This is a genomic window from Campylobacter sp. MIT 21-1684 (genome assembly GCF_026241315.1).
In the GTDB taxonomy this organism is placed as follows: domain Bacteria; phylum Campylobacterota; class Campylobacteria; order Campylobacterales; family Campylobacteraceae; genus Campylobacter_D.
In genome coordinates this window covers 25,195-50,416 of sequence record NZ_JAPHNA010000002.1, presented here as the reverse complement: position 1 = coordinate 50,416, position 25,222 = coordinate 25,195, and the positions used below count along the sequence as shown (strand labels likewise).

The following is a 25,222-nucleotide window of genomic DNA, read 5'->3' as shown; positions in this document are numbered from 1 at the left end:
GCAATTTTTTATTTTTATACTAAGCTAGATAAAAAAATATCTTGAAAAAAGGAAATCCGATGAAAAAACTTGTTCTCTGTCTTAGTTTTACAAGTGCAATATTTGCCGCAAGTATTAATTTTAATGAAGCAGATTCTAACGTTACCAGAATCAATCCTGCTCAAAATAAAAACACTCTATTAAGTTACAATTCTCTCATAGAAGATGCAAAAAAATCAGTTGTCAATATTTCAACTTCAAAAACAATCACACGTTCAAATCGCCAAAGTCCTTTAGATGATTTTTTTAATGATCCTTATTTTAAACAATTTTTTGATTTTAACTTTCCTCAAAGAAAAGGTGGAAATGAAAAAGAAGTTATCAGCTCTTTAGGCTCTGGCGTCATCATCTCAAATGATGGTTATATAGTTACAAACAACCACGTTGTCGATGATACAGACACTATAACTGTTAATTTACCATATAGCGATAATGAATATAAAGCAAAACTCATAGGCAAGGACCCAAAAACTGATCTTGCTGTTATCAAAATAGAAGCAAAAAATCTCTCCGCTATAACTTTCTCAGATTCAGACAATCTTATGGAAGGCGATCTTGTTTTTGCCTTAGGCAACCCTTTTGGAGTTGGTTTTAGCATTACAAGTGGCATTATATCAGCTCTTAATAAAGACAATATAGGATTGAATCAATATGAAAATTTTATCCAAACTGATGCTTCAATCAATCCGGGAAATTCCGGCGGGGCGTTAGTAGATAGCCGCGGGGCGTTAGTAGGGATAAATTCAGCCATACTCTCACGCACAGGCGGAAACAATGGTATAGGTTTTGCTATCCCTTCAAATATGGTCAAAGATATTGCAAAAAAACTCATAGAAAAAGGAAAGATTGAAAGAGGATTTCTTGGTGTTACAATAGCTCCTCTACAAGGGGATACAAAAAAAGCCTACAAAAATAAAGAAGGAGCTTTAATTACCGATGTGCAAAAAGGATCTTCTGCTGATGAGGCTGGACTTAAACGCGGTGATTTAGTAACAAAAGTAAATGAAAAAATCATCAAAAGCCCAAATGATTTAAAAAACTACATAGGCACGCTTGACTTAAATCAAAAACTCACACTCTACTACGAAAGAGACGGAGAAAGCAAACAAGTCAGTCTGATACTTAAAGGAGAAAATGAAAACCTTAACAAAGATGTGCAAGAAAATATTATCGAAGGTTTAAGCTTAAGAAATTTAGATTCAAAAATAAAAAACCAATTTCAAATTCCAAGTGATGCAAAAGGAGTTTTTGTTGAAAAAGTAAAAGAAAAAAGCAGGGCTGAAAATTCTGGATTTAAAAAAGGCGATATTATCATAGGAGTTGGACAAAATGAAGTCAAAAATCTTAAAGATTTAAATCTTGCTTTACAACAAAATGGAAAAAATAAATTTGTTAAAATTTGGATCTATCGCAATGGTTTTACAACCTTACTCGTGTTAAAATAATAAAAATTAAAGCTATAAAAGGATAAAGAATGACTCATATTCTTATGATAGAAGATGATTTAGAACTCGCAGAAATCACAGCAGAATATTTAGAAAAATTTGATATGAAAGTCGATATAGCTCACGAGCCTTATATAGGACTTTCCAAACTTGCCTTAAAAGAATACCAACTCATTATTTTAGACCTGTCTTTACCCGGACTTGACGGGCTTGAAGTATGTGAAGAAATTCGCAAGAAGTATGATACACCTATCATTATATCAAGTGCAAGACATGATATAAGCGATAAAGTAAATGCTCTAGAACTTGGAGCTGATGATTATTTACCAAAGCCTTATAATCCTAAAGAACTTCAAGCAAGAATTAAAAGCCATTTACGAAGAATTACTAATACAAAAAGTGCAATAGCAAAAAGTATCAAAGATCTTATGTATGATCAGTACAAACATATTATTACAATGAAAGGGCAAGAACTTGCCCTTACGAATGCTGAATTTGATATTTTAAGCTATTTAATTAAAAAAGAAGGCGGAGTAGTAAGTCGAGAAGAACTTGTATATAATTGTTCTTCTATTAGCGAAGATTCAAGCAATAAAAGCATAGATGTCATTATCAGCAGAATCAGACAAAAAATGGGTGATGATCCAAAAACCCCAAAATATATTCATTCTATAAGAGGTATAGGATATAAACTAACCCAATGAATAAATCTTCAATTCTCTATTCTATCACTTTCCTTTTTCTTTTTGCTGGAACAAGTGTAATACTTGGTTTTTTGTGGCTTATTGAATATGACCAGCAAAACTATACAAGAGAATTAAATACAAAATATTCTTTAATTGCAAATGCAAGACTTTTATATCTTGGTGGTGTAATTGGCGAGAAAGAATTTGAACAACAAACAAAAAATTACAACAAAATGGAACAGATTGATAACCCTAAGGAAATTCGTAAGATTCTTTCACTTGCTGAAATACTTGCAAGAGCAGAAACAAATAATGCGCTTATAGAGATCATCTCTTTAAAAAGAGAGGTGTATCTTAATATCATTTATGATGGCAAAGTGCATCTTTACAAAGACCAAGATTACCAAAGCTACCGTTATTTTATTATTAAGGTTATTGCTGTTGCTGTTATTTGCATACTCATTTTGCTTTATATTTATATTTACAAAAAACTTAAACCTCTTAAAACACTCAAAAAACAAATAGACAAATTTGCACAAGGAAAACTCACAGATATACAAAATGTAAGTACAGGGGAAGATGAAATTTCACAAGTTAGTGAGGCTTTTTATCAAGCCATTTTGCAAATTTTAAAACTCAATCAGTCGCGTCAATTTTTTTTAAGAAATATTATGCACGAGCTTAAAACACCTATCACAAAAGGCTTAATTACTCTTGAAATGCTTGAAAATACTAAATACAAAGAAAGACTTGAAAGTATTTTTAACCGACTCGAAATTCTCATCAATGAATTCGCTGCTATCGAACAAATCACTTCAGGTGCAACTTTTATAAATCGCAAAAAATATAATATCCTAGACATTTTAGATGAAGCAAAAGAAATAGCGATGAATGATGATAGTAAAATACGCATTTTCTTAGAAGAAAGTTTTTTTGTTAATGTAGATTTTAAACTCTTCACAACAGCTTTTAAAAATATGATAGATAATGGTATGAAATATTCACAAGATGGTTTTGTTCAAATTGATATAATGAATGATTTTATATGTTTTAAAAACAAAGGACCAGAATTAAATAATAGTTTAGAGTATTATACTCAAGCTTTTACTCAAGGTTCAAAACAAAAATCAAGCTTTGGTTTAGGATTGTACATAGTCAATACTATACTAGAAGCTCATTCTATGAAACTTGATTATGTTTATGAAAATGGGGTAAATCTCTTTTATTTTCAATATCTTCAAAATGTTAAAGAATAAAATCACCAAAATATCTTTCAATTCTATAACAATAAAATTGATTAAAAAAGAATTCAAAATAAAAAAAGCTCATCTTTTTTAAAGATGAGCTTAAATGAAAAACTGAAATTCTACAATTCTTAGAATTTATAAAGAGCTTGAAGTCGTACAGAATTATGATCTGTATTATTTGAATTACCCTTGTCTATATTCATATAAGAATAGAAAGCAGAAAAATCAAGTTTTGGAGAGTATTTATAATCTACTCTTGCAACTGCTTCTAATTTATCTCCACCTGTATGTGTTTCAGTTTTAGTTCCACCAAAAACAATATCAGCACCTAAACGAACAGTTTCATCAAAAGTATAGCCACCTGTTACAAAACCAAAGATATTTCTACCAGTACTTCCATTAAGCTGTGAACCTTCACTCCAAAAGATTTCTTCACCAGCTAAAACGCCTATATTACCTTGATCTTCAAGAGTATTTATAGTGAATTTATCTTTAGAACCATAGTAAAGTCCGCCAAGACTTGCATCCCAACCATTCACTTCGATACCACCTTTTAATCCAAATAGATTGCCGTTACCTAATTGATTGCCGTCAGTTTGCTCTGCGTTACCTAAATATGCAGCCTCTAAATTCCAATTCACTCCATCAAAAATAGTTGTGTTGTAAGCTAGATCTAAGGCATAAAAGAAAGCAACATCGTTCATATAAGATAACCATAACTGAGGATTAAGTTGACCACTTCCTAAATCATAGGCACCAACAGCTGCCGCTCCATAAAGGTTTCCTATATTATTACCAAGCCAATCTCCTACATCACCATCTTCAGCATAGCTATCTACTGCAAAAGCAGCAAGAGTTAAACCATCGATGCTTGTATTGACTACTTTAAGAGCTGTTCCAGTCAAACCATAAAGACCGTTATCAGTCCAGATGGTGTTAAGTTGTTGTCTACCGGCAATTACGCTTGTAGCACTTGCATCATCTGTATAGGTTAAATAAAGCTGTCGAACTGTTAAAGGATTATTACTATAAACTAAATTACCATTAACACTACTGCTATCGTAACCACCATCATTTTGAGCATAATCAAACTGAACAAAGGCTTTGAAATTATCAGAGATGGCTCCACTGAAATTGAGCTGAGCTCTAAATTGATGTTCTTGTCTTGAAGTCATATTGGCACCTGAATAGCCTCCTGCTATTGTTCTTCCACCAGCATAACTAGCACCTTCGTATCTATAACGTAAAGCACCAGATACATCAATATCTTTAATAACTTCTTCTAACGGAGCAGCAGTAGCTACTGAAAAAGAACTTGCAGCTAAAGCTGCGACTAAACTAAGTTTAACTAGTTTCATGAGAATTCTCCTTATTAAAAAATTAATAAAACATTTGTGATTATAACACAAAAAAAGGAAATTTATCTTAATACATACTTAAAATATAGAAATTGCAGAATGAGGTTGAAAATTTCAAACAAAATAATTTTTTATGGTAACAAATCAGAAATATTGAATATTTATTTTTTAAATTTTTATAAAACCTTTTTCGATTTAATTTTAGGTAGTATAAAATGGAAAAGTAAATCGGTGTTAAATAATTAAAAATTTATTTTTACAACAGCAATACATTTAATTCAATATATAATTTGCAAAAAACCGATATAATACAAAACAACTAAAAAGGAGTAAAAATGCAAATAAATACATATTCAAAAATTTCAAGCATTGATCAATCTGTAAATAAGAAAACTGATAAAAACACCAAAGAGACAAACATTCAAAGTGCAAACACAAGCTTAGAAGAAAAAACGCTTGAAAAATTAAATTCTCTTGGAGCCAAAGGCTTAACACAACTCTACTTTATAGAATTTCAACAGCAAACTCTCAATACAACATTTGGCAATACTAGTGCTCAAAGTGATATTAATGAGCTTTTAAAGAGTAAAAATTTAACAAGCACTTTGTTATCAAAAATTGACTTTACTGCTTTAGGTTACAATGGAAAAAATCCACTCGATATGAATAAAGACGAACTTGCGGAACTTCTTAGTGAAAAAGGATTTTTTGGAGTTGAAAATACAGCAAATCGTATTGCAGATTTCATAATCAAAGGAGCTGGAGATGATGTTGAAAAACTCAAAAAAGGGTTTGAAGGTATGAAAAGAGGATTTGAACAAGCAGAAAAAATGTGGGGCAAAACACTTCCGCAAATCAGTCAAGATACTATGAGTTCAACTCTTGAAAAAGTTAGCAATCGCATCAATGAACTTGGTGCAAAGACACTTGATGTTCAAGCTTAAAAAGAAGTTTTCTTGAGCTAAAAAACTTCAACCAAAATCTTTGGATTTGAATAGGTTTATTCTTTGTAAGAATGCGATGCTACTTCTTGCAAAGAATAATCAGCAACTTTCTTGTAAGTAAAACCTTGCTTTTCAAGATAATTAAGTAAGGTTTTTTCCATTATCTTAGCAGAATGTATAATCTCATTTGAAAGCGTGAAACTCATTTGCTCTATACGTTTTGGAATGCAGGCTAAAATTTGTGTTTGGGGCAAATCTCCCATTAATTCCATATACTGCAAGGTTTGAAGCATCTCTACCTCGTGAGCACTCCCGCTCCAATTAACCTTTTTTGGCATAGCTTCATAAGGAAAGAAAAAAACCTCGCCAATGTCTGCATCATCTGCATCAATAACATCAAGTAAAACTAAGCTATCATATTTTGCAATAATATAAGTCAGTTGTAAAGCTAATGTCCCACCATCAACAAAATCAAGCGTGGAAGAAGAATGAAAAAAGGTATAATTTTTTTGAATTTGTTTGCAAAGATGAACGCCTAAACCTTCATCTGCAAACATAATATTTCCTATGCCAAGTATGCAAAAATTCAATTTTTGTCTTCTTTGACAAATTTATACCCGCTTATAATCGCATCTAAAGAACCGTCTTTTCCTTTAATAGTATTGAAAACAGCCATATAAATATGAACAGGTACAAAAAGCAAAACAACCCACATTAAAATTCTATGATAAGTCCTTACTTCGGCAAGTCCTCCAAGCGCAGCTTCAAGTGGTCGTAAAATATCATACAAGACACCACCTAAACCATTGTGATAAGTATGAGTGTAAAGAATGAGACCTGTAAGTATGATGCTTATTATCACAAGATAAAAGAAAACATAAACAACAAATTGTAAAGGATTATAAGCACCTTTTAAATGAGGATGTTTGCCCAAAAACAGATAAAATTTTATCTGTTTTATCCAAAGTTTAATATTGAAAATATCAAATACGCTTATACGTTCTTTTTTGCTTACTCTGTCAAAAAAGAAAAGGTATATTTTAAACAAAATACACCCTATCAATACAAAACCTACTGCTTGATGAACCATACGATATTTTGCTTGCATAAAATTTGTAGGATCAGAAGGCGAAGAAGGACTTTGAAAAACATAAGAAAGATAGTATCCAGTTCCAACAAGAATGACAATAGAAACAGCTCTAATCCAATGTGTCAAACGCAAACCTATACTGAATTCATATTCAGCTTGTCTGTGTAATTCTTTTTCTAGTAATTTCTCATTTTGCATAAAAGCCTCCTATGCATTCACATTCACTTTGTATTCACTCAAGTTATTCCCTTTTGTATCCATAATATGAACAGAACAGGCAATACAAGGATCATAAGAATGAATTTTTCTAATAATCTCAAGAGGTTGTTTCACATCTGTAATTTTAAGTCCTATCAAACACTGTTCATAACTTCCACCAACACCTTTAGAATCCTTTGGACTTGCATTCCAAGTAGATGGAACAACAGCTTGCCAATTTTCAATCACACCATTTTTAATTCTACACCAATGACTCAAAGTTCCACGAGGTACATGTCCCATATAACGACCTTTATATTCTTTATTTTTATCGATAACATAAGGTGCGCAGGTGCTTTCATCAACTTTTAAATTCTCCACAAGATTATTAAAAGCACGTAAAGTATGATCCGCAACGACTTTTGCTTCTATACATCGGGTAGCAGTTCTTCCTAAAGTACTTAATACAGCACTGACAGGTAAATTTGTTTGTTTTAAGAAATCATCAACAACAGGAACAACATTTGGATTTCCTTTAGCATAATTAACTACAATATTCGCCAAAGGTCCCACTTGAGCAGGTTGTCCTTCATATCTTGGAGCTTTAATCCAGCTGTACTTTCCTTTCGTATCAAACACTTTAGTATGTACTTTTTGTCCGTGATGATCTATACTTTCACCATCAATCAAACCTGTATAATTTGGATTTGTTTTCCCATCATAAGGATGTAAAGGTTCATTATCAGCATACCAAGAATGGGTTGCCTCTTCTGTAATTTCATCTTCATTAACCTCATATACTTTACTTAAATCGCCATTTTTAATAATACCACTTTCAAAAAGCCATTCATCTCTACCAAGTTGGAATTCTTTAAAAGTATAAAGGTTTGCAACACCTACATCATTCAAAACACTTGGTTCATTTGCATATTCTTGTCCAGCCATTATGAGATCAGGATAATACGCACGGTTAACAAAATCGGCAACTTCTTGAAATTTCACCATATATTCACCCATTCGAGAAGGACTAAGCAAGTCCATAACACAAGTTACTCCTCCAACAGTCAAACTTTGAGGATGAGGATTTTTTGCTCCAAAAATTGCCATACATTGGGCAATAATCCTTTGAATCCTTAAACATTCTAAATAATGAGAGAGTACAATGAGATTTTGTTCAGGACTTAGACGGTAAGTTGGATGTCCATAATAAGCATTTGCAAAAGGTCCCAAATTCCCTTTATCAACAAATGTTTTCAGTTTTTGTTGCACTTCTAAAAGCTTATCAGCACCTGTTGCATAAGGATTTGGAGTGTAAGCAAATGCAATATCACTTGCTTTTTTAACATCAGCACTTAAAGCACTCACTACATCAGCCCAATCAAGACCGTGAAGTTGGTAAAAATGCACAATATGATCGTGTAAAAATAAAGCTGCATTCATTAAAGTTCTTGTAAGCTGCGCATTAAGTGGCGGAACTATTCCCAAAGCGTTTTCAACAGCTACAATACCCGCTTTATAATGAGAAAAAGTACAAACTCCACAAATTCTTTGTGTCATAAAAGCAACATCTCTTGGATCCCGACCTTTAACAATAACCTCAATGCCTCTCCACAAAGTAGAACCAGCATAAGCTTCTTGTACTATATTATTATCATCAACAACAACTTCAACTCTTAAATGCCCTTCAATTCTAGTAATTGGATCTACGATAATTTTTTGACTCATTGTTATTCCTTATCTTTCTGTATAGAAGCGATAACGGCGTGTGCTGCAATAGCAACGCCTGTCAAACAAAGCACTCCTATACCTATCTTATCAGAAACACTGTCTGCACCAAGACCAAATACTGTATCAAATTTATGACTTGCCATCGGTTCTTCAAAAGGACCCATAGTATCCCAAAAATGTGGTTCAGAACAGCCTATACAGCCGTGTCCTGCCTGAATAGGCCACGAAGTATGTTGATTAAACCTTTCTCTTGAGCAGTTATTAAAAGTATAAGGTCCCTTACAGCCTACTTTATATAAACAAAAACCGTGTTTTGCGCCCTCATCTCCAAAAGATTGTACAAATTCACCAGCATCAAAATGTCCTCTTCTTTCACAGAGATCGTGAATTCTTAAACCATAAGCCCATTTAGGTCTGTTATATACATCAAGACTAGGTAATTCTTTAAATAAAAGGAGTTGTAAAACATTGCCTACAATATTTTTTTCACTTGGCGGACAACCCGGAACGTTAATCACAGTTTTATTGGTAACTTTACTTAGAGGTTGAGCATTGCTTGGATTTGGACGTGCTGCTTGAATTCCTCCAAAGGAAGAACAGGTTCCAATAGCAAGAATAGCATAGGCATTTTCACTTGCAAGACGAGAAAGTTCATAACCGCTCTTTCCGTGTGGTCCAATAGTCAAATACTGTTCAGTATCACCCATAGGGATACCGCCTTCTACCATTAAAATATACTTGCCTTTGTGTTTTTCAATAGCACTTTCTAAATTTTCTTCAGCTTGCCAACCTGAAGCTGCCATAACAGTTTCGTGGTATTCCAAAGAAATATAATCAAAAATTAAACTATCGATAGTTGGTGTATCACTTCGCAACAAACTTTCAGAACAGCCTGTGCATTCAGCCATATGAAGCCAAACAACTGGAAGTCTGTCCGCAAGCTCTGCTGCACGTGCTACCACAGGAGTAAAACTCGCTGGAAGAGCTAAAAATGCTGTCATAGCACCTGCCCATTTCATAAAATCCCTTCTTGTAAAACCTGCTTTTTCTAACGCTTTTGAAATAGAATCTTTCGTTTTCAAACAGGGAAGTTTTTCAAGTGCTGATAAACGAGTTTCGATTTGATTATAGTCAATCATTTACTTTTCCTTTCCTTAACTAAATATTGTATTAAAGGATACAATAAAAAATTTAAACTATAATTAAACTTTTCGCATTTAATGCAAGAAATTAATAAAACATTAAATAAAACTTAAATATCATAAACCTTTTTTAAGTTTTCGTATTAAAAAACGAGCAGGGTGTATATAAGGAATAAAATCTCTAAAAAAACCTAAAGGCTCATCATTAATCAAAGCACAAAGATAACGGGCAGCTAAAATACTTGTACTAAAAGCTCTTGAACCGTGTGCGAAATTCAAGTACAAATGAGAGATGTTTTGAGGAAACACTTGAATCTTCTTTTTTGTCCATAGCAAATCCTTATATTCTTTTTTATAAAAATTCTCATCATAAGCTGGACCAATGATAGGAAATCTGTCGCTAGCATATGAACGAAACCCTACTTTTGCTCCTTTAATTTCAAGTTTCTCATTGCCTTTTAAAAATTCTGCAATATTGATTATATTTTGCCTGTTTTCTTGCTCGCTTATTTCTCTACTTGTATTAAATCTGTCAAAACTCGCTCCAATAACTTGCAAATCGTTTTTTATTGGACAAATATATGCTTTTGAAGAAAGAGCATAAGCTGTTTTCAAAAAAGGTTTTAAATAGCTTAGTTGTCCGCGAATTTTGCTTAATTTCATTGCATCATAATGAATAAAATCTTTCGTATCAGCACCCATAGCATAAATCAAAATTCCAAAACCTGTTTTCACAATATTATTTTTAAAGTATAAAGTGAAATTTTCATCCTCATAAGCATAATGTTGAAATTCGTGATTATAATAAAGATTTGCTTTACTTTTTTCAAACAAAGCACTTACAAGCTCTTTTGGAAAAATGTGTCCTCCATCTTCTAAAAAAGCTTTCTTGTCGTGGATTTGAAAAAGAGCGTTTGTACTTTGAGCGATAAAACGTTCTTGCATAGCTTTAGTATGTGCGATCTCCATTACCCCACTTAATTTCAAACCCAAAATTTGACTATAAAAACGACTTGCCTCTATAAAAGCATTTTGCGAAAATTCTCCCAAAGCTACTTCAGGTTTTAAAATAAGCGAACTTAAGATTCCACTTTCATTTCCACTATTTCCTTGACTTAAATCAGTATTTTTTTCAAACACACTTATCTTAAAACCTCTAAGACTCAACTCATATGCTAAAGTTGCTGCACAGATTCCAGCACCAATAATAGCAATGTGTTTGTTTTGAGGCAAAGCACACTGTACCTTAGAAAAATACCTTTCTTTCTCCTCAACAATTTCCTCACCACGAAAAAAAGCCCTTATCATTTCTCTCTTTCGAAAACCTCGAAGTTTTTGAATTTCAAAACCAAAGTTACAAAGTGTTTTTTGCAAAGTACTTGAAGATGAAAAGGTACAGATCTGAGCGTTTTTACGACAAAGCCGTGAAAGTTCTAAGATACAATTTGTATCAAACATTTGAGGATTTTTATTGGGTGAAAAACCATCCAAATACCAAATATCTGCTTTAAACTCCAATCTTTTAAGGACAGAAATATCAGCAAAAACAAGATCTAAAAAGCAATTTTCAAAATAGAAACGGTAGTAGCCTTCCTTGCATTTAGGGTAAAACTGCAAAAACTGCTCTATATATTCTTTAAATTCTCCATAGAAACCAAGTTGTTTATATAATTCCCTAAGTTTTTCTTTTTCTATATAAAAAGCCTCTATACTGATGTAAAACAAATGTTTTGGTGCGTCTTTAGAGTGTAAGAATCTTTTCAAGGTTAAAAAGAAATTAAGCCCTATACCAAAACCGCTTTCGGCTATAACAAATTCATCTTTTTTATCCCAAGCGAACGATTCGGTATAAACAAATTTGCTTTCATTCAAACCATCATTTGAGTTAAAATAATAATCGTCAAAATCCAAAGAAAAAGGTGTATTATTTCTAACAATAAGATTTGCTTTTTTCATTGATTATGATAAAAATAATTTTGAACCCCATCAGCTATGCCTTTAGCAAGGAGTTCTTGAAAAGTTTTACTTGCAATCCTTTTGGCTTCATTAGGATGGGTAATATAACCAATTTCAACTAAAATAGCTGGCATTTGCGCACCAACAAGTACCCAAAATGGAGCTTCTCTCACTCCTCCATCAACAATTTTATATCTTTTACGCGTTTGCAAAAGGATATTTCTTTGTATATCTATGGCAAGCTTATTTGAAGCAACTATTTTTTCACGATTAAGAAAATTTAAAATACTTTGCTTAGAAAAATAATTCATCTCTTCAAAATCTCCTTGATTCTCTTTTTCTGCAGCCATTTTACTTCGTTCACTTCTTGCAGGAGAGAGAAAGAAAGTCTCAAGACCTTCAGTACTTTTAGCTTTAGTGCTTGTAACAGCATTAGCGTGAATAGATAAAAATAAATCCGCTTTTTTATCGTTAGCAAGCTTTGTTCTATCTCTAAGATTGATAAACTTATCATTATTACGCGTATAGAGTATTCTATACCCTCTTTTTTTGAGTTCATTTCCTACTTTTAAAGCTGCACTTAAAACTATATCCTTTTCTTTTAAATTCATTTTTGGATCACTTAATGCTCCGCTGTCTTTTCCACCGTGTCCAGCATCAATAACTATAAGTTTATTTTTAGTTGATGGTGTTGTATTTTGAGTTTTTGTAACATTTTTACTCGTATTTGATTTTTTATTTGTTTGTGTTGCAGCCTGTTTTTTTTGACTCTCAAAACCTATAATCAAATTTTTACCATTTATCTTTTTCATAAACTTAAATTCTTGCGATGAGCTTAAGACTATACGGACAATTTTTGGATTATATTGCGTTATTGTAATAGCATTTTGCCCAAAAGTAAAATTTTTTCTTCCTCCTTCAAGCACCCCTTCAAAACTTACAATTTGTCTAAAAAATTTCGAATCTTTGGTACTTATAGTTGAAATCATCTTTTCATCAAGAATATCACTAAGTTTTAACTCTATTAAAGATGTTTTTTTCTCTACATTTAAAACATATAAAGCTCTCTTTTGCTCTGTTGTTTCTTTTTTATTTTGTACCGGAATACTTTTAGAGGCTTTAGTTTTAGAATTTGGCTGTGTTTTTGCTTGAGTAACAGAAATTTTGAATACATTCTTCTTAAATTCAAAAGAAACAGGGATTTTCTCTTTAGCATATACCACAATACGAACAATTTTTGGATTGTATTGTGAAATCACGAGACGAAAATGACTAAAATGATACTCTTTCCTACCACCTTGCAAAATAGCCTCAAAATCCGCGATAAAACGAAAATTATCTTTTTCTTCTAAAGCAAAACTCTTTATATCTTCTTTTTTTAAGATTGTGTTTAATTGAAGTTCTACTGCACTTGCAATCTGCCTTGAATGAAGCACAGTAAGAGTATCTTGTTTTTTTTGTATATCTTCAGTACTATTTGTAGGCTGTTGCGTAGTAACATTCTTTTTTTCTTGCGAAGAAGATTTTTTGGTGGAAGTGTCCTCAAGGACAATTCTTCTCAAAGCTTTAATACTTGATTCACTTACTCCACTTTCTTGCAATTCTTGTACATAAGAGCTGTCGTCCAAATTGAGACTTTTAGAACTAAGAAGAAGTCGCTTCAACACTTCTATCTTTGTTTTTTCATCTTCATTAATCACAGTTTGAATATAAAGACTTTTAAGCTTATTATGAAGTTCAAGTTGGTTTTGTGAATGTATAAAATTTTTATCAAAATCGGCAAGCTCATTTTCATAAGTTGAAAAACAAAATTGCAAAAGCATAAGAATAAATGCTAGAATTTTAAGCATTATTCCCCATTCACAAGCTTGTTTATAAGCTCTTTTACACTAATAAGCTTTTCTAGTTTATAACCATTAGCTCCTGTAAAAAATAAGCCTGTTTCCTTCTTTCCACTCCAAGCATCAAAAAGTCGATCAGCAATACAATATCCAACTTTCGTAGCTTCTTTTCCTCTTCCACAAGGTGCAACACAATTGCTTATACAATTAATTTTTGGACCAATTCTCTTATCAACTAAATCAAGCAAATTAGTTCTTACTCCTCTTGCAGGATAACCAACAGGAGATTTAATAAGCTCAATATCCTCTTCTTTACACGAAAGAAGTACATTCTTAAATTCCTCACTCGCATCGCACTCAAAAGTGCCTATGAAACGAGTTCCCATTTGCACACCACTTGCACCAAGATTAAGAACTTTCTCTATATCCTTTTTATCCCAAATCCCACCAGCTGCAATAACTGGAAAAGAACCCCAATTTTTAGCTTCTTCAACAACAGGACCTATTAAAGCTTCAAGTTGATAGTTTGGATCAAAACATTGTTCATAAGTAAATCCTTGATGACCTCCACTTTTTGGACCCTCAAGCACCACTGCATCAGGGAGTCTTTGATAACGTGTCTGCCATCTCTTGCAAATAATTTTTAAAGCCTTTGGTGATGAAATAATAGGCACAAGTGCCACATCAGGAAAATCAGCTGTAAATTCAGGCAAATTTGTAGGAAGTCCTGCCCCAGAAACAATAACATTAAAACCAACTTCACAAGCATCACGAGCTATCCTTGCATAATCATTACTTGCACATAGAATATTACAGCCTAAAGGTTTTTCTCCACAAATTTTTCTTGCATTATTTATCACGCTTTGCAAACCCTTGCGAGAGTAAAAATTCTCACTTCCATAGGGTTTAGAATTCAGTTCTTTTGCAATATGTGTTCTGTTTTCATAATATCCTGTTCCAACTGATGAAATAATCCCAAGTCCTCCATTTAAAGATACATTTGAAGCCAATCTGTCCCAACTGATGCCAAGCCCCATTCCACCTTGAAAAATTGGGTACTGTATAGTGTGTTTTCCTATTTGTAAGGCTTTAAATTTCATTCTTTTACCTTTATTTTCGCAAATTTTCTTCTGCCGACTTGTAAAATGTACTCTCCACTCTCAAGCTGAAATTGTTCATTGTCTATTCTTTTTGAATTAACACTTACAGCACCCGCTTTAATACTCCTTCGTGCTGCTGAAGTAGAAAGTTCTAAAGCACAATATACTAAAGCTTTTGCAAGCCATATCCCACCTTGAATTTCGAATTCTTCAATATGACTTGGTGTATTTTTTTGAATATGCACCCTATCAAATTCAGTTTTTGCTTGCAAGGCTTTATCTTTTGAATGGAAACGTTGTGTAAGCTCTAGGGCTAAATTTTCTTTGGCTTTTTTAGGATGAAGTAAACCCATTTGTACTTGTTCTTTAATGATTGCAATTTCATCAAGAGTTTTTTCACTTAAAAGCTCATAGTAACGAAACATTAACTCATCACTAATGCTTAAAAATTTTGCATACATATCATTAGGTTCTTGTGTAAAAGCTATATAGTTATTTAAACTCTTGCTCATTTTTTGCACTCCGTCTAAACCTTCCAAAAGTGGCATCATTATCACAGCTTGTTCTTTACCGACACCATAAATTCTTTGCAAGTGTCTTCCCATTAAGAGATTGAATTTCTGATCAGTGCCTCCCATTTCTATATCACACTTTAAAGCCACACTATCATAACCCTGAAGCAAAGGATATAAAAATTCACAGATACTTATAGGACTTTGTTCTCTAAACCTCTTTGTAAAGTCGTCACGTTCGAGCATTCTGGCTACACTAAAAGCAGAACTTAGCTCAACAAGTCCAACAGAACCCAAAGTGTTAAGCCACGAAGAATTAAAACAAACCTGTGTTCTCTCTTTATCTAAGATTTTAAAAACCTGCTGTTCATAAGTTTTTGCATTTTGCAAAACCTCATCTTTATCAAGTTTCTTCCTTGTTGCATTTTTTCCACTAGGATCACCGATCTGACCTGTAAAATCGCCGATTAAAAATTGTACAATGCCTCCGTGTTTTTGCAAAAATGCCATTTTATTCAAAACAACACTATGTCCTAAATGTAAATCAGGTGCTGTTGGATCAAGTCCTATTTTAATGAAAAAATTCTTTCCTTGTTTATAAAAATCTGCAATCAAATTTTCAATTTTTTCTTCATCAATAATCTCTGCACAAGCTCTTTTAACCTCTGTCATTATAGTCTTTATTTGCATATCTTAACCTTCTTTATACGCATCATCTAAGGACATAAAATCCAAAATTCTACAACGCGTTTTTAATCTCTCTCTTACAGTATCAGGATTAATATTATCAGGAATTTCAATTGCTATTTCAAAATAATCCACAACAGAACTTAGATCTCTTGATAAATTGATATTCAGTAAATTGATTTGCATTTTAGCAAGTAAGACTAAAAATTCAGCTAAAATTCCTTTTTTATTCTCTAAAGAAAAAATAAGTTTATAAGATTTTATTGAGTCTAAATTCCACTTGATGAAAACCATATCTTTATTTTTCTCTATCATTTTTTCAGCTTTATTACAAAGTTTATGATGTACAATTGCATTCTGCGCTTCGACAAAAGCAACTACAGAATCTCCTCTTTTAGGATGGCAGCAATAATCAAAATCTACATTTGTAATTTTATGATTGGAATATAAAGTAAAATTTCCAATTTTTTGTTCTTTAATTTCATACTTATCAAACCAATAAGATTTTTTAGCATATTTTTTTAAGCCATTGACTATATCTTTAAAATACGTACTATCGTTGGCTACTTTACGAATCCGCTTCCCTAAATTCTCTTTTTCTACCCATTCTTCTATACGTTCTTTTTCAACATTAAAAATAAAATGGAGCATATTAAAAGCACTATAAAAATTGATTTCTCGAATTTTTTGTTTGCAGAATTCTCTTATACTCGCTTTGGCTTTTCCTGTTTTTACACTATCAATCCAAGAACAACGGTAGAATTTATCCTCTGCTGTAACAACACGGACTATATCTCCATTTTTGAGTTGTGTAAGTAAAGGAACTTTTACACGATTAACATAAGCACTTTTAGCGTGAAGTCCTATTTTTGTATGTATCTCATAAGCAAAATCAAGCACAGTAGCTCCTCTGGGCAAAGTAAAAATCTCTCCTTTAGGGGAATATACTGCAATATCTTCCACATAGAGGCTGTCTTTGGCATATTCGTACAATTCAATAGCATTGTAATCTTCTGTATTTTCAAGATTATTTGCACTTCGCATAGAAATATCAGTAAGCCAATCAAGCCTTGGTGCAGTGATACTTCCGTCTTCTTTATATTTCCAATGTGCAGCGATACCAAATTCTGCAATTTTATGCATATCAAAAGTACGAATTTGGGCTTCAATAATATTCTTAGTATCAAAAAGCGTCGCGTGGATGGTTTGATAGCCATTTTGTTTTGGCAAAGCAATATAATCTTTAAAACGAGAAACAAGGGGATTAAAATTCGTATGTAAAATCCCTAAAGCCAAATAACAATCGCTCACTTTCTCTACTAAAATTCGTATCCCAAGCAAATCAAGAACCTCTTCTATCCCTATACCTTTTCTTTGCATCTTTAAATAAATAGAATAGCTGTGTTTGATCCTTTTTTGAATTTGAAAAGTTCCCTGTCTAAAGCCATTTTTCAAAAGCAAAAGTTCAACCTTAGAAATAAAATCATTCAATCCTAACTGCATTTGCTGGTCATTTGAATTAATATAATTATAAATTTGTTTGTATTCATCAGGCATTAAATACTTAAAACTCAAATCTTCTAAATAATTTTTAATACTAGAAATTCCAAGTCTATGAGCTATAGGAACATAAACAACGAGGGTTTCCTCGCTAATTCTTCTTTGTTTATCTTCTCTTAAGGCTTCTAAAGTAAGCATATTGTGAAGTCTGTCGCAAAGTTTTACAACTAAAACACGTACATCTTCAATACTTGCTAAAAGCATATTTCTAAAAGTAAGTGCGGATTTTGCCAAACTCTGTTTAGATTTTGGATAATTAAGATTGTCTTCTCGAATCTCTATAATCTTTGTCAGCCCCAAAACAAGCTTTAAAACCTCAGAACCAAATTCAGCTTTTAATTCTTCTTCGGTACAATTTGTATCTTCAATAACATCGTGTAAAAGTGCTACAAGAATAGTTGATTTATTTCCGCTAAAAAATGCTACAAGACTTGCTACCAAAATAGGATGAACGGCATAAGGCTCGCCACTTTTCCGAAATTGTCCCTCGTGATAATCAATACAAGACTGCACAGCTTTTTCTAAGATAAAATCTTTTCCACAAATAGTAAAAAGAAGCTTTTTTGCCCCTTCTATATCCTTACAATTTTTTCCTTCCTCTATGAGTTTTTCAAGTGACAATTCCTCATCGATTGTTTTCAACTAAACCCTCTAAAGTAACTTTACTTTCTGCAATTTCATACAATGCTATATCTGCCAATTTCACTCTACTTTTATCAAAATTCACTAAAGGTGTTGCTCCATCAGCTAATTGTTCAGCCCTTTTTGCTACAACTAAAGCAAGTCGGTATCGGTCATCTCCCATTTTTTTTAAAGCTTTGGCTGCTATCTCTTCCATTCTCAACATTTTCTCTCCTTTAATTTTTTACAACAGAACACAAACTTGTATCGCCTTGTACAATTTTTAATAAATTTCCTTCTTGAAACATATTGCAAACTACAATAGGGAGTTTATTATCCTTTGCAAGTGCTATAGCTGTATCATCCATAACTCTAATATTATCTTGCATAGCTTCATCGTAACTTAGGGTGTCTAAAAATATAGCATCGTCAAATTGATTAGGGTCCTTATCATACACTCCATTCACTTTTGTAGCTTTTATTACCATACTTGCCTCAATCTCTACTGCTCTTAAAATAGCTGTGGTGTCTGTTGTAAAATACGGATTACCCGTTCCTGCAGCAAAAATCACAATTCGTCCTTTTTCTAAATGCCTTTGTGCTCTTCTCATAATATAAGTTTCACAAAAAGCTTCCATTTGAATTGCACTTTGCACTCTTACATCCAAACCATAACTTTCTAAAGCTTCTTGGATAGCAATGGCATTAATCACAGTAGCTAGCATACCCATATGATCAGCACTTGTGCGTTTTATCAAACCACCTTTAGCAGCAGAAACACCTCGTATAATATTTCCACCGCCTACAACTATGCCTACTTGAACATTATGTTCTATTAATTCTTTGATTTCTAAAGCAACAAATTTTAAAATGGAATTCTCAATGCCAAAGCCATTTTCACCAGCTAAAGCTTCACCTGAAAATTTCACTAAAACTCTTTTGTTTTCTTGCATTATCTCTCCTTGTTTAAGCAAAGATTATAGTTTAATTTGCTTTAAAATTTAGTTAATTTAAACTGATAAGCTCTAAAGGATTGATATGAAAATTTTTCTGTGTAACTTCAAAAGTTAGATCGTTTTTAACCCTACCTATCACTTCACCTTTTTTAATATTTTTGCCTACTTTAATTGTAGGAGCAATTTTATTCAAGTGAGCATAAATAGTATGAATTCCATTATCGTGCTCTACTATCACAACTCGAGCTAACATACTCGTATCTTTAGCAAAAACAATTTTTCCATCCAAGACACTCTTTACAGTCGCATCTGCTTTATTACTCCTTAAAACCACATTCTCATTAAAAATTTTAATTTTATAGATAGGATCAACATAATTGCCAAATTTTTGTTTAATAGTGAAAGTATCAAGGGGGGCTATAGTTTTTCTTCCTGTATATTTCTTCACATTGCCACCCTGATACCCTGAACCGATTTGCCTTGGTTGTTTCTCATTTGTTGCTATTTTTGTATCATTCTTTTTCTGCGGAGTGCTTTTATTCTCTTGTACTTTGCTTTCTATGATTTTAAGCTGATTTAGTGTTTTACGAAGCTCTTCTTGTTGAGCGATGATTTCATCAAGTTTTTTACTATAAAGATTACGGTCAGTTTTTTGTTTATTTATTTCAGCAACTTGCTTTTGACGCAAGGTTTGGAGTTTTGCAATTTGTTCATTATAAGCCTTAAGATTAGTGTTAATTTTTTTAATCTGTTCTTGTTTTTCATCTATCAATTTATTTACAAATTGATAATCTTTAGAAAGCTTAAAAATTTCATCATTTAAGACTTTATTTAAACTTTCCAAAAGTTCAAAAGCCATAAAACTTTCTTCGCTTTCTATATATCCTTGCGGTATAGGTAAATCATAAGCAAAATCCTTTGTAAGTAAAGCGATCATTTTACTCTCCATCGCCAATTTACTTTTCATAAGTTCTTTATTTTGCATATTAAGAGCATTTAATTCGGTATTTTGCATTTTTACACTGGATTCAAGTTTGAGAGTTTGAGAGTTTAAAAGATCTATTTGTTTGTTTAACTCTTGAAGTGTTTTCTCTCCATTGAATATATCATTAGCCAAATCTTCAAGTTTTTTACTAAGTTGTCGTTGAATTCTTTTATTCTCTTCTAAATTTTTTGTCTTTTCATTGAGAGTATTAGCATATATTTCATCCACAAACAGAAAGAAAAAAATAAAAAAAAATATTCTCATTTTTTTACCTTAAACATTACAGAATTAGCACAAAACAAACAAACGAATAAAGTTGCTAAAAAGACTCCACTTAAGTGTAAAGTAAAATTAATAGGCGGCAAGAAAATATCTGCAGCTTTTAAGCTTTCTTGAATGAAAGAAAAATTATAAATTTGGGTAAAAAAAAGCACAAGAAGAAAAAAAGCTATTAAACAATCAATAAAAACAACTTTATAAAGCATAAATGAGCGAAACCAAAAAGGCGCTCCAAACAAACACATAATCTCAACCCTTTGAGTGTGCTCATACATCCAAATACGCATTTGTTTTAAAAAAAGTACAAAACTAAGCAGTAGAATAATACACAAGAAAAGCCAAAAAATAAATTGTACTAAAGTAAGCAAAGGATAAACTTTATGATGAGTTTTTGAAAAAGTCTCTACTCTATTTACCCCTTCTAAGCTAAGAATCTTATTTTTAAGAATATCTAATTCATTCTGTGTAGGCAGATATTTAAGCTTAATACTATAAAAATTCGGCAAAGAATTTTTCAATGTTTGCAAATTCTTTTCAGAAATATTACTTTTTAGTCTTTCAACCAAATCTTTAGGATCTAAAAGCTCAAGAGATACAAAAGAAGGTACTTGAGTTTTTACAAGATCTTTTTCTAAAACTTTTGTGCTTGTAACTATGATATTATAATCCTTACTAACAAGTTCTTTATAATGTTTTAGAGTTGCATTTGTAAGCAAAAGAAATTCAAAAGCAAACATCATAAAAAGTAAAGGTAGGATTAGGGACAAGTGTGTTCTAAAAAATTTCATTCATTTTTCCATTTTCTATATTAAAGCGACGGTAATTAAGTCTCAAATTACTAGGAATTCTATGTGTTACTACAACAACACAAGTGCTTAAAAGCTCTCGTGCTGATTTTAAGAGAGTCCAAATAATATCAGAAGAATATTCATCCAAATTTCCTGTTGGTTCATCACAAAGTAAAAGCTTAGGATTATGTGCCAAAGCTCTAGCCATAGCGACTCTTTGTTGCTCTCCTCCGCTAAGCTGGTCAGGTTTTTTATCGGCTTTAAAAGTTAAATTAACATGTTTTAAAAGTTTGCTTGCCTGCTCTTGACACACTTTTTTACTGTATCCTTTTATCATTAAAGGTAGCATTACATTTTTTTCGACACTGTATTCTTGAACAAGTTTATAGTCTTGAAAAATGATGCCTATACGTTGGCGGAGCTGTAAAAGCTCTGAATTTCCTATTTTTTTCATTGAAGTACCACACACTTCAAGCTGTCCTGAAAGCAATTCCAAATCTCCATAAAAAGATTTTAAAAGCGTACTTTTACCACTGCCGCTCTTACCTGTAATAAAGACAAAGTCATCATTTTTAAAAGCAAAATTCGCCTCTTTAATAACAAGCTCATCATAGCCTAAAGAGAGTTTTTGTGCTTGAATTAAATTTGGCATCACTTTTCCTTTTTAATTTCAAAATTGATAAATTATGCTTTATTTTTACTTAAAATTTAAGAAAATCACGAGAGTTTAATTAAAAATCACTTAAAATTTCTTTCAATTTTTCCATAGCTTTAACATTCTCCCGAATTTGAAGAGGCTCTCCAAAAATAAAATCCACCTTTTTATTAAGAAGCAAATACGAGTGCTGCGGTATATTAAAAGCACCAAAAGCTATCTTTAAAAGCAAAGCATCTTCTGCTTTGTAAAGACTCTCTAAATGCAAGAAAAAATCTTCTCCTTTATAAACAAAATTGCTCCATTTTTTTTCTAAATTGACTAGAGCTTTTTCTGACATTGCAAACCCTTGAAAATCAAAAGCATTACAACTCAAATCTCCCTCAAAATCACAGAAATTCCAAACAATCATTTCATAAATATCTTTCTTTTGCCTCTTCCATCTGTCTTCATATTTGCTTGAAATATCTAAATTATGATTTTTTTGAATATGAAACTGCGGATTTTTAAACTTTAAAAATTGTTTCAAACTAAAATCAAAATACTCAAAACTATCCGTCCTAAGTTCAAATTTTCCATCTTTTTTTAAGACTCTAGCACATTCTTTACAAAATTCAAAACTTATAACACGACGATGTGGTTTTTTTTCCCAAGGAACAGGAAAATGTAAAAAAATTTTCTCCACAGAATGTGGCTGTAAAACACTAAGCAAAAGTCTTGCATCATTTCGTATTAGCATAATATTATCAAGCCCTTGTGCTTTTGCAAGTTTTGCAACTTGAACAAGAGCAGGAGTGTAAATTTCAATTCCAAGTATTAAAACATCTGGATTCTTTCTTGCTTGAAAAAGCAAATGTCTTCCTGATCCAAAACCTATTTCTATATACATTTTAGATTGGAGTTGGGGCAAAAGCTCATCAAAATTTCGTATAATGCAATTTGAATTTTCAAGCAACACGTTCTCTTTAAAAGAACAAGACTCACTCACAATCTTGGTGCAAAAATTGTCTTTAAAACACTGCAAAGCTTTTTGTAAAGACACTGTTTTTGAAATTTTGCTATGTTTATCAGCTTTTATAATAAATTCATCTTTTGTCTTTGCAACTTGCAAGAAGAATTTTTCATCTTCAACACAAGTGAAAACAAGTATAACTTTTTCATTTTCAGCTTTCCAAAGAAAAGAAACTCCATCTGCTTCAAAAGGAAAAAGAAGTTTTTTAAGTTCCCTAGCTTTGAAATTTGGCACTACTGCACTGCCTTAACCTTTTTAGAAGGTTCAGAGCGTAATCCTGCAGAATCAATAGCTATAATCTCATAGCTATATTGTACTTCAGGCAAAGCTTTAATATCTTGAAGCCTCTTCTCTTTAATACCTTTAAAAAGCGTTGTTTGTCCGTCTCCATAACGTTTCACTTCATATTCCACAGCTCTTTCATCATTATCAATCCATTCTAAATACACTCCACTATCACTACTTTGAGCAAGTATAATACTAGGACTTGTAGGAATTCCTAAGGTTTTGCCCATAACTCCCTCTTTTGGCATAACACTTTCAAGTCCATCTTGATCAACCATAGTAACCTTATAATATTTTGTTCTTCCAGCACCTTCAACCTTATCCTCATATGAATTACTTTGAGTCTTAGCTAAAAGCGTATAAGGCAACAAACTCGAATTGGTCGTGTAAATTTTATAATAAGAAAAATCTTTATAATTGTTTGCATTCCAAGTTACAATAATGCTATTTGAACCATCTGTACTTGCATTGATATTTTCAATTTGAGGCGGCAAAGCCTTACTTGTAGAATGCACACTTTGACTGAATTCGCTTGTAACTCCATCAAAACTCACGGCAACAATCCTATACCAAAAGTTTTCCCCGGGTTTTAAATTCTCATCAATATATTCTGCATTTAAACGATTCTGCACTTCAGCAATTTTCTTAAAATTGCGGTTATCATCAGTCTTTGCTCTTTCTATAATATACGATTTCACCCGTAAATCAGTATGAGGTCGCCAAATCAATTTAATACGATTTGGAAGATTAGTTATAGCTTTTACAAAAGGTACAGCCTCGATTCTTGGAGTTGTCATTGCTTCTATAAGCTGTCCCTGTTCTGAAATATGACCCTGTTCATTAAAACTTTTCATCATATAACGATATTTCGTAGCTGGTCGAAGTTTCATATCAACATAATGCGTTTGAAATTTATTACGCACTGTCGCAACAAGCTTAAAGTCTGCACTATCTTGACTAGCTCGGTACAGATAAAAACCTTGAATATTTTCGCTGTATAAAGGCTCCCATTCAAAAGCTATATTACTCATATCACTAAGAGTCTTTACATTCTCAAGTCTTGGTAAATTTTCATCAACTACAAGCTCCTTAGTATTTCCAAAAGTAGCTAAACTTCCGGTACTGCAAGCATTAAGTAAAAGAATTAAACAAAGTAAATAAAGACTCAAGCGAAATTTTTTCATTTTCTTCTCCTAATTTGCATTTTTCTTGCAAGATTTGCTTAAAATCATCCATCAAAGGTGCTTTGACAACAACTTGTTTCTTTGTTTTTGGATGGGTAAAATACACAAAATACGCGTGAAGCATCACTCTTAAATCATCATTTTGTTTATACCCATACAAAGTATCACCTAAAATATGTCTATTAATACTTGCTAAATGCGCTCGTATTTGGTGTGTTCTTCCTGTAAAGAGTTTTGCGGCAATAAGAGTGCAAAAATCAGAAACTTCTATATTAGCAAAAGCGGACTTTGCATTTTTAGAACCTTTAACATTTTGATTGACAGTTGTTTTTTTAACAGCATTAGTCCTTGATCTCATTAAAGCTTTTTCAATAATAATTTTATCCTCTTTTAAAGGCAAATCAATTAATGCAAGGTAAATTCTTCCTAATGTTTTATTTTGCAATTGCTCACTAAGATTTTGATGAGTAAAATTATTTTTCGCTATAAGTATAGCCCCACTTGTCTCTTTATCAAGTCTATGCACAAGTCCTGCACGAAGATTTCCTGCTATATTCGACAGAACAAAATTCTTTGCAAGAAGCCAATCTACCAAAGTAAAACTTTTCACAGTAGCAGCCTTATGCACAACTAAACCACTAGGCTTGTTAAGTACAAACAAATCCTCATCTTCATAAAGAATTTCAAGCTCAAAATCAACTTCATACTTGCAGACTGTTTCTTGCAAAACTAAAGTTTTTATATGGACTTCATCGCCAATTTGAAGTCTCAATGAATTCTTATTTTGAATTTTTTGATTTACCATAACGCAGCCATTTTTTATAAGCAAACCAACTTGGTTGCGACTTTGGTGAAGATTTTTTGCTAAAAAAACATCAAGCCTTGCAAACTCATCTACTAAAAAAAATTGCATTTTTTTCCTTA

The 25,222-nt window shown here is 32.2% G+C and carries 22 protein-coding genes; 4 read left to right on the top strand and 18 right to left on the bottom strand.

Annotated features, from left to right (window positions below; translation table 11 throughout):
* Window positions 1-59 precede the first annotated feature (59 nt).
* Genes OQH62_RS01125 through OQH62_RS01115 form a run of 3 tightly spaced genes read left to right on the top strand, consistent with a single transcriptional unit; the run spans window position 60 to window position 3,426 of the window.
* A complete protein-coding gene (locus OQH62_RS01125; protein WP_266012716.1) occupies window positions 60-1,484 on the top strand; it encodes a DegQ family serine endoprotease in 1,425 nt (474 codons plus the stop codon).
* A 29-nt stretch (window positions 1,485-1,513) separates the two neighbouring features.
* Window positions 1,514-2,188 (top strand): response regulator transcription factor, encoded by a 675-nt coding sequence (locus tag OQH62_RS01120; RefSeq protein ID WP_266012714.1) that lies wholly within the window; start codon window positions 1,514-1,516, stop codon window positions 2,186-2,188.
* Window positions 2,185-3,426 carry an ArsS family sensor histidine kinase gene (locus tag OQH62_RS01115; protein WP_266012712.1) on the top strand — a complete coding sequence of 414 codons (1,242 nt, stop codon included), beginning with the start codon at window positions 2,185-2,187 and terminating at the stop codon, window positions 3,424-3,426. The genes OQH62_RS01120 and OQH62_RS01115 overlap by 4 nt, the downstream gene beginning before the upstream one ends.
* 119 nt (window positions 3,427-3,545) lie before the next feature.
* Here OQH62_RS01115 and OQH62_RS01110 read toward each other — a convergent pair whose 3' ends face one another.
* Complete coding sequence (locus tag OQH62_RS01110; protein WP_266012710.1) at window positions 3,546-4,775, bottom strand: major outer membrane protein; 1,230 nt, start codon at window positions 4,773-4,775, stop codon at window positions 3,546-3,548.
* A 335-nt stretch (window positions 4,776-5,110) separates the two neighbouring features.
* On the opposite strand from OQH62_RS01110, the gene OQH62_RS01105 reads away from it, so the two are divergent.
* A complete protein-coding gene (locus tag OQH62_RS01105) occupies window positions 5,111-5,719 on the top strand; it encodes a hypothetical protein (RefSeq protein WP_266012709.1) in 609 nt (202 codons plus the stop codon).
* 56 nt (window positions 5,720-5,775) lie between these two features.
* Here OQH62_RS01105 and OQH62_RS01100 read toward each other — a convergent pair whose 3' ends face one another.
* The 17 genes from OQH62_RS01100 to OQH62_RS01020 form a co-directional block, all read right to left on the bottom strand.
* Complete coding sequence (locus OQH62_RS01100) at window positions 5,776-6,309, bottom strand: HyaD/HybD family hydrogenase maturation endopeptidase (protein ID WP_266012706.1); 534 nt, start codon at window positions 6,307-6,309, stop codon at window positions 5,776-5,778.
* Window positions 6,306-7,007 carry a Ni/Fe-hydrogenase, b-type cytochrome subunit gene (gene cybH, locus OQH62_RS01095; RefSeq protein WP_266012704.1) on the bottom strand — a complete coding sequence of 234 codons (702 nt, stop codon included), beginning with the start codon at window positions 7,005-7,007 and terminating at the stop codon, window positions 6,306-6,308. The genes OQH62_RS01100 and cybH overlap by 4 nt, the downstream gene beginning before the upstream one ends.
* A 9-nt stretch (window positions 7,008-7,016) precedes the next feature.
* Window positions 7,017-8,732, bottom strand: coding sequence for a nickel-dependent hydrogenase large subunit (locus OQH62_RS01090; RefSeq protein WP_266012702.1), 1,716 nt, complete (start codon window positions 8,730-8,732; stop codon window positions 7,017-7,019).
* Between the two features lie 2 nt (window positions 8,733-8,734).
* Window positions 8,735-9,874: a hydrogenase small subunit gene (locus tag OQH62_RS01085; protein WP_266012699.1), complete on the bottom strand. Its 1,140-nt coding sequence runs from the start codon at window positions 9,872-9,874 to the stop codon at window positions 8,735-8,737.
* Window positions 9,875-9,994: 120 nt separating this feature from the next.
* Window positions 9,995-11,833, bottom strand: a complete 1,839-nt coding sequence (gene mnmC, locus OQH62_RS01080; RefSeq protein ID WP_266012697.1) for a bifunctional tRNA (5-methylaminomethyl-2-thiouridine)(34)-methyltransferase MnmD/FAD-dependent 5-carboxymethylaminomethyl-2-thiouridine(34) oxidoreductase MnmC — start codon at window positions 11,831-11,833, stop codon at window positions 9,995-9,997.
* Entirely contained in the window at window positions 11,830-13,683 is a 1,854-nt protein-coding gene (locus tag OQH62_RS01075) for an N-acetylmuramoyl-L-alanine amidase family protein (RefSeq protein ID WP_266012695.1), read from the bottom strand. The genes mnmC and OQH62_RS01075 overlap by 4 nt, the downstream gene beginning before the upstream one ends.
* On the bottom strand, window positions 13,683-14,774 hold the full coding sequence (locus tag OQH62_RS01070; RefSeq protein ID WP_266012693.1) for a nitronate monooxygenase: 1,092 nt from the start codon (window positions 14,772-14,774) through the stop codon (window positions 13,683-13,685). The genes OQH62_RS01075 and OQH62_RS01070 overlap by 1 nt, the downstream gene beginning before the upstream one ends.
* The gene (gene tyrS / locus OQH62_RS01065; protein WP_266012691.1) at window positions 14,771-15,976 is read right to left on the bottom strand and encodes a tyrosine--tRNA ligase; all 1,206 of its coding nucleotides are present in this window, start codon (window positions 15,974-15,976) and stop codon (window positions 14,771-14,773) included. The genes OQH62_RS01070 and tyrS overlap by 4 nt, the downstream gene beginning before the upstream one ends.
* A 3-nt stretch (window positions 15,977-15,979) precedes the next feature.
* Window positions 15,980-18,175, bottom strand: a complete 2,196-nt coding sequence (locus tag OQH62_RS01060; RefSeq protein ID WP_266012689.1) for a RelA/SpoT family protein — start codon at window positions 18,173-18,175, stop codon at window positions 15,980-15,982.
* Window positions 18,159-18,380 carry a DNA-directed RNA polymerase subunit omega gene (locus OQH62_RS01055; RefSeq protein ID WP_266012687.1) on the bottom strand — a complete coding sequence of 74 codons (222 nt, stop codon included), beginning with the start codon at window positions 18,378-18,380 and terminating at the stop codon, window positions 18,159-18,161. The genes OQH62_RS01060 and OQH62_RS01055 overlap by 17 nt, the downstream gene beginning before the upstream one ends.
* A 10-nt stretch (window positions 18,381-18,390) precedes the next feature.
* On the bottom strand, window positions 18,391-19,107 hold the full coding sequence (pyrH, locus tag OQH62_RS01050; RefSeq protein ID WP_266012683.1) for a UMP kinase: 717 nt from the start codon (window positions 19,105-19,107) through the stop codon (window positions 18,391-18,393).
* Between the two features lie 52 nt (window positions 19,108-19,159).
* A complete protein-coding gene (locus tag OQH62_RS01045) occupies window positions 19,160-20,359 on the bottom strand; it encodes a murein hydrolase activator EnvC family protein (protein WP_266012680.1) in 1,200 nt (399 codons plus the stop codon).
* Window positions 20,356-21,162, bottom strand: coding sequence for an FtsX-like permease family protein (locus OQH62_RS01040; protein ID WP_266012676.1), 807 nt, complete (start codon window positions 21,160-21,162; stop codon window positions 20,356-20,358). The genes OQH62_RS01045 and OQH62_RS01040 overlap by 4 nt, the downstream gene beginning before the upstream one ends.
* Window positions 21,149-21,814: a cell division ATP-binding protein FtsE gene (locus tag OQH62_RS01035; protein ID WP_266012673.1), complete on the bottom strand. Its 666-nt coding sequence runs from the start codon at window positions 21,812-21,814 to the stop codon at window positions 21,149-21,151. The genes OQH62_RS01040 and OQH62_RS01035 overlap by 14 nt, the downstream gene beginning before the upstream one ends.
* 79 nt (window positions 21,815-21,893) lie before the next feature.
* Window positions 21,894-23,063 (bottom strand): tRNA (guanosine(46)-N7)-methyltransferase TrmB, encoded by a 1,170-nt coding sequence (gene trmB / locus OQH62_RS01030; RefSeq protein ID WP_266012670.1) that lies wholly within the window; start codon window positions 23,061-23,063, stop codon window positions 21,894-21,896.
* Entirely contained in the window at window positions 23,063-24,298 is a 1,236-nt protein-coding gene (locus tag OQH62_RS01025) for a fibronectin type III domain-containing protein (protein WP_266012667.1), read from the bottom strand. Before OQH62_RS01025 ends, trmB begins: the two co-directional genes overlap by 1 nt.
* The gene (locus OQH62_RS01020) at window positions 24,246-25,211 is read right to left on the bottom strand and encodes an RluA family pseudouridine synthase (RefSeq protein ID WP_266012663.1); all 966 of its coding nucleotides are present in this window, start codon (window positions 25,209-25,211) and stop codon (window positions 24,246-24,248) included. The genes OQH62_RS01025 and OQH62_RS01020 overlap by 53 nt, the downstream gene beginning before the upstream one ends.
* Window positions 25,212-25,222 lie beyond the last annotated feature (11 nt).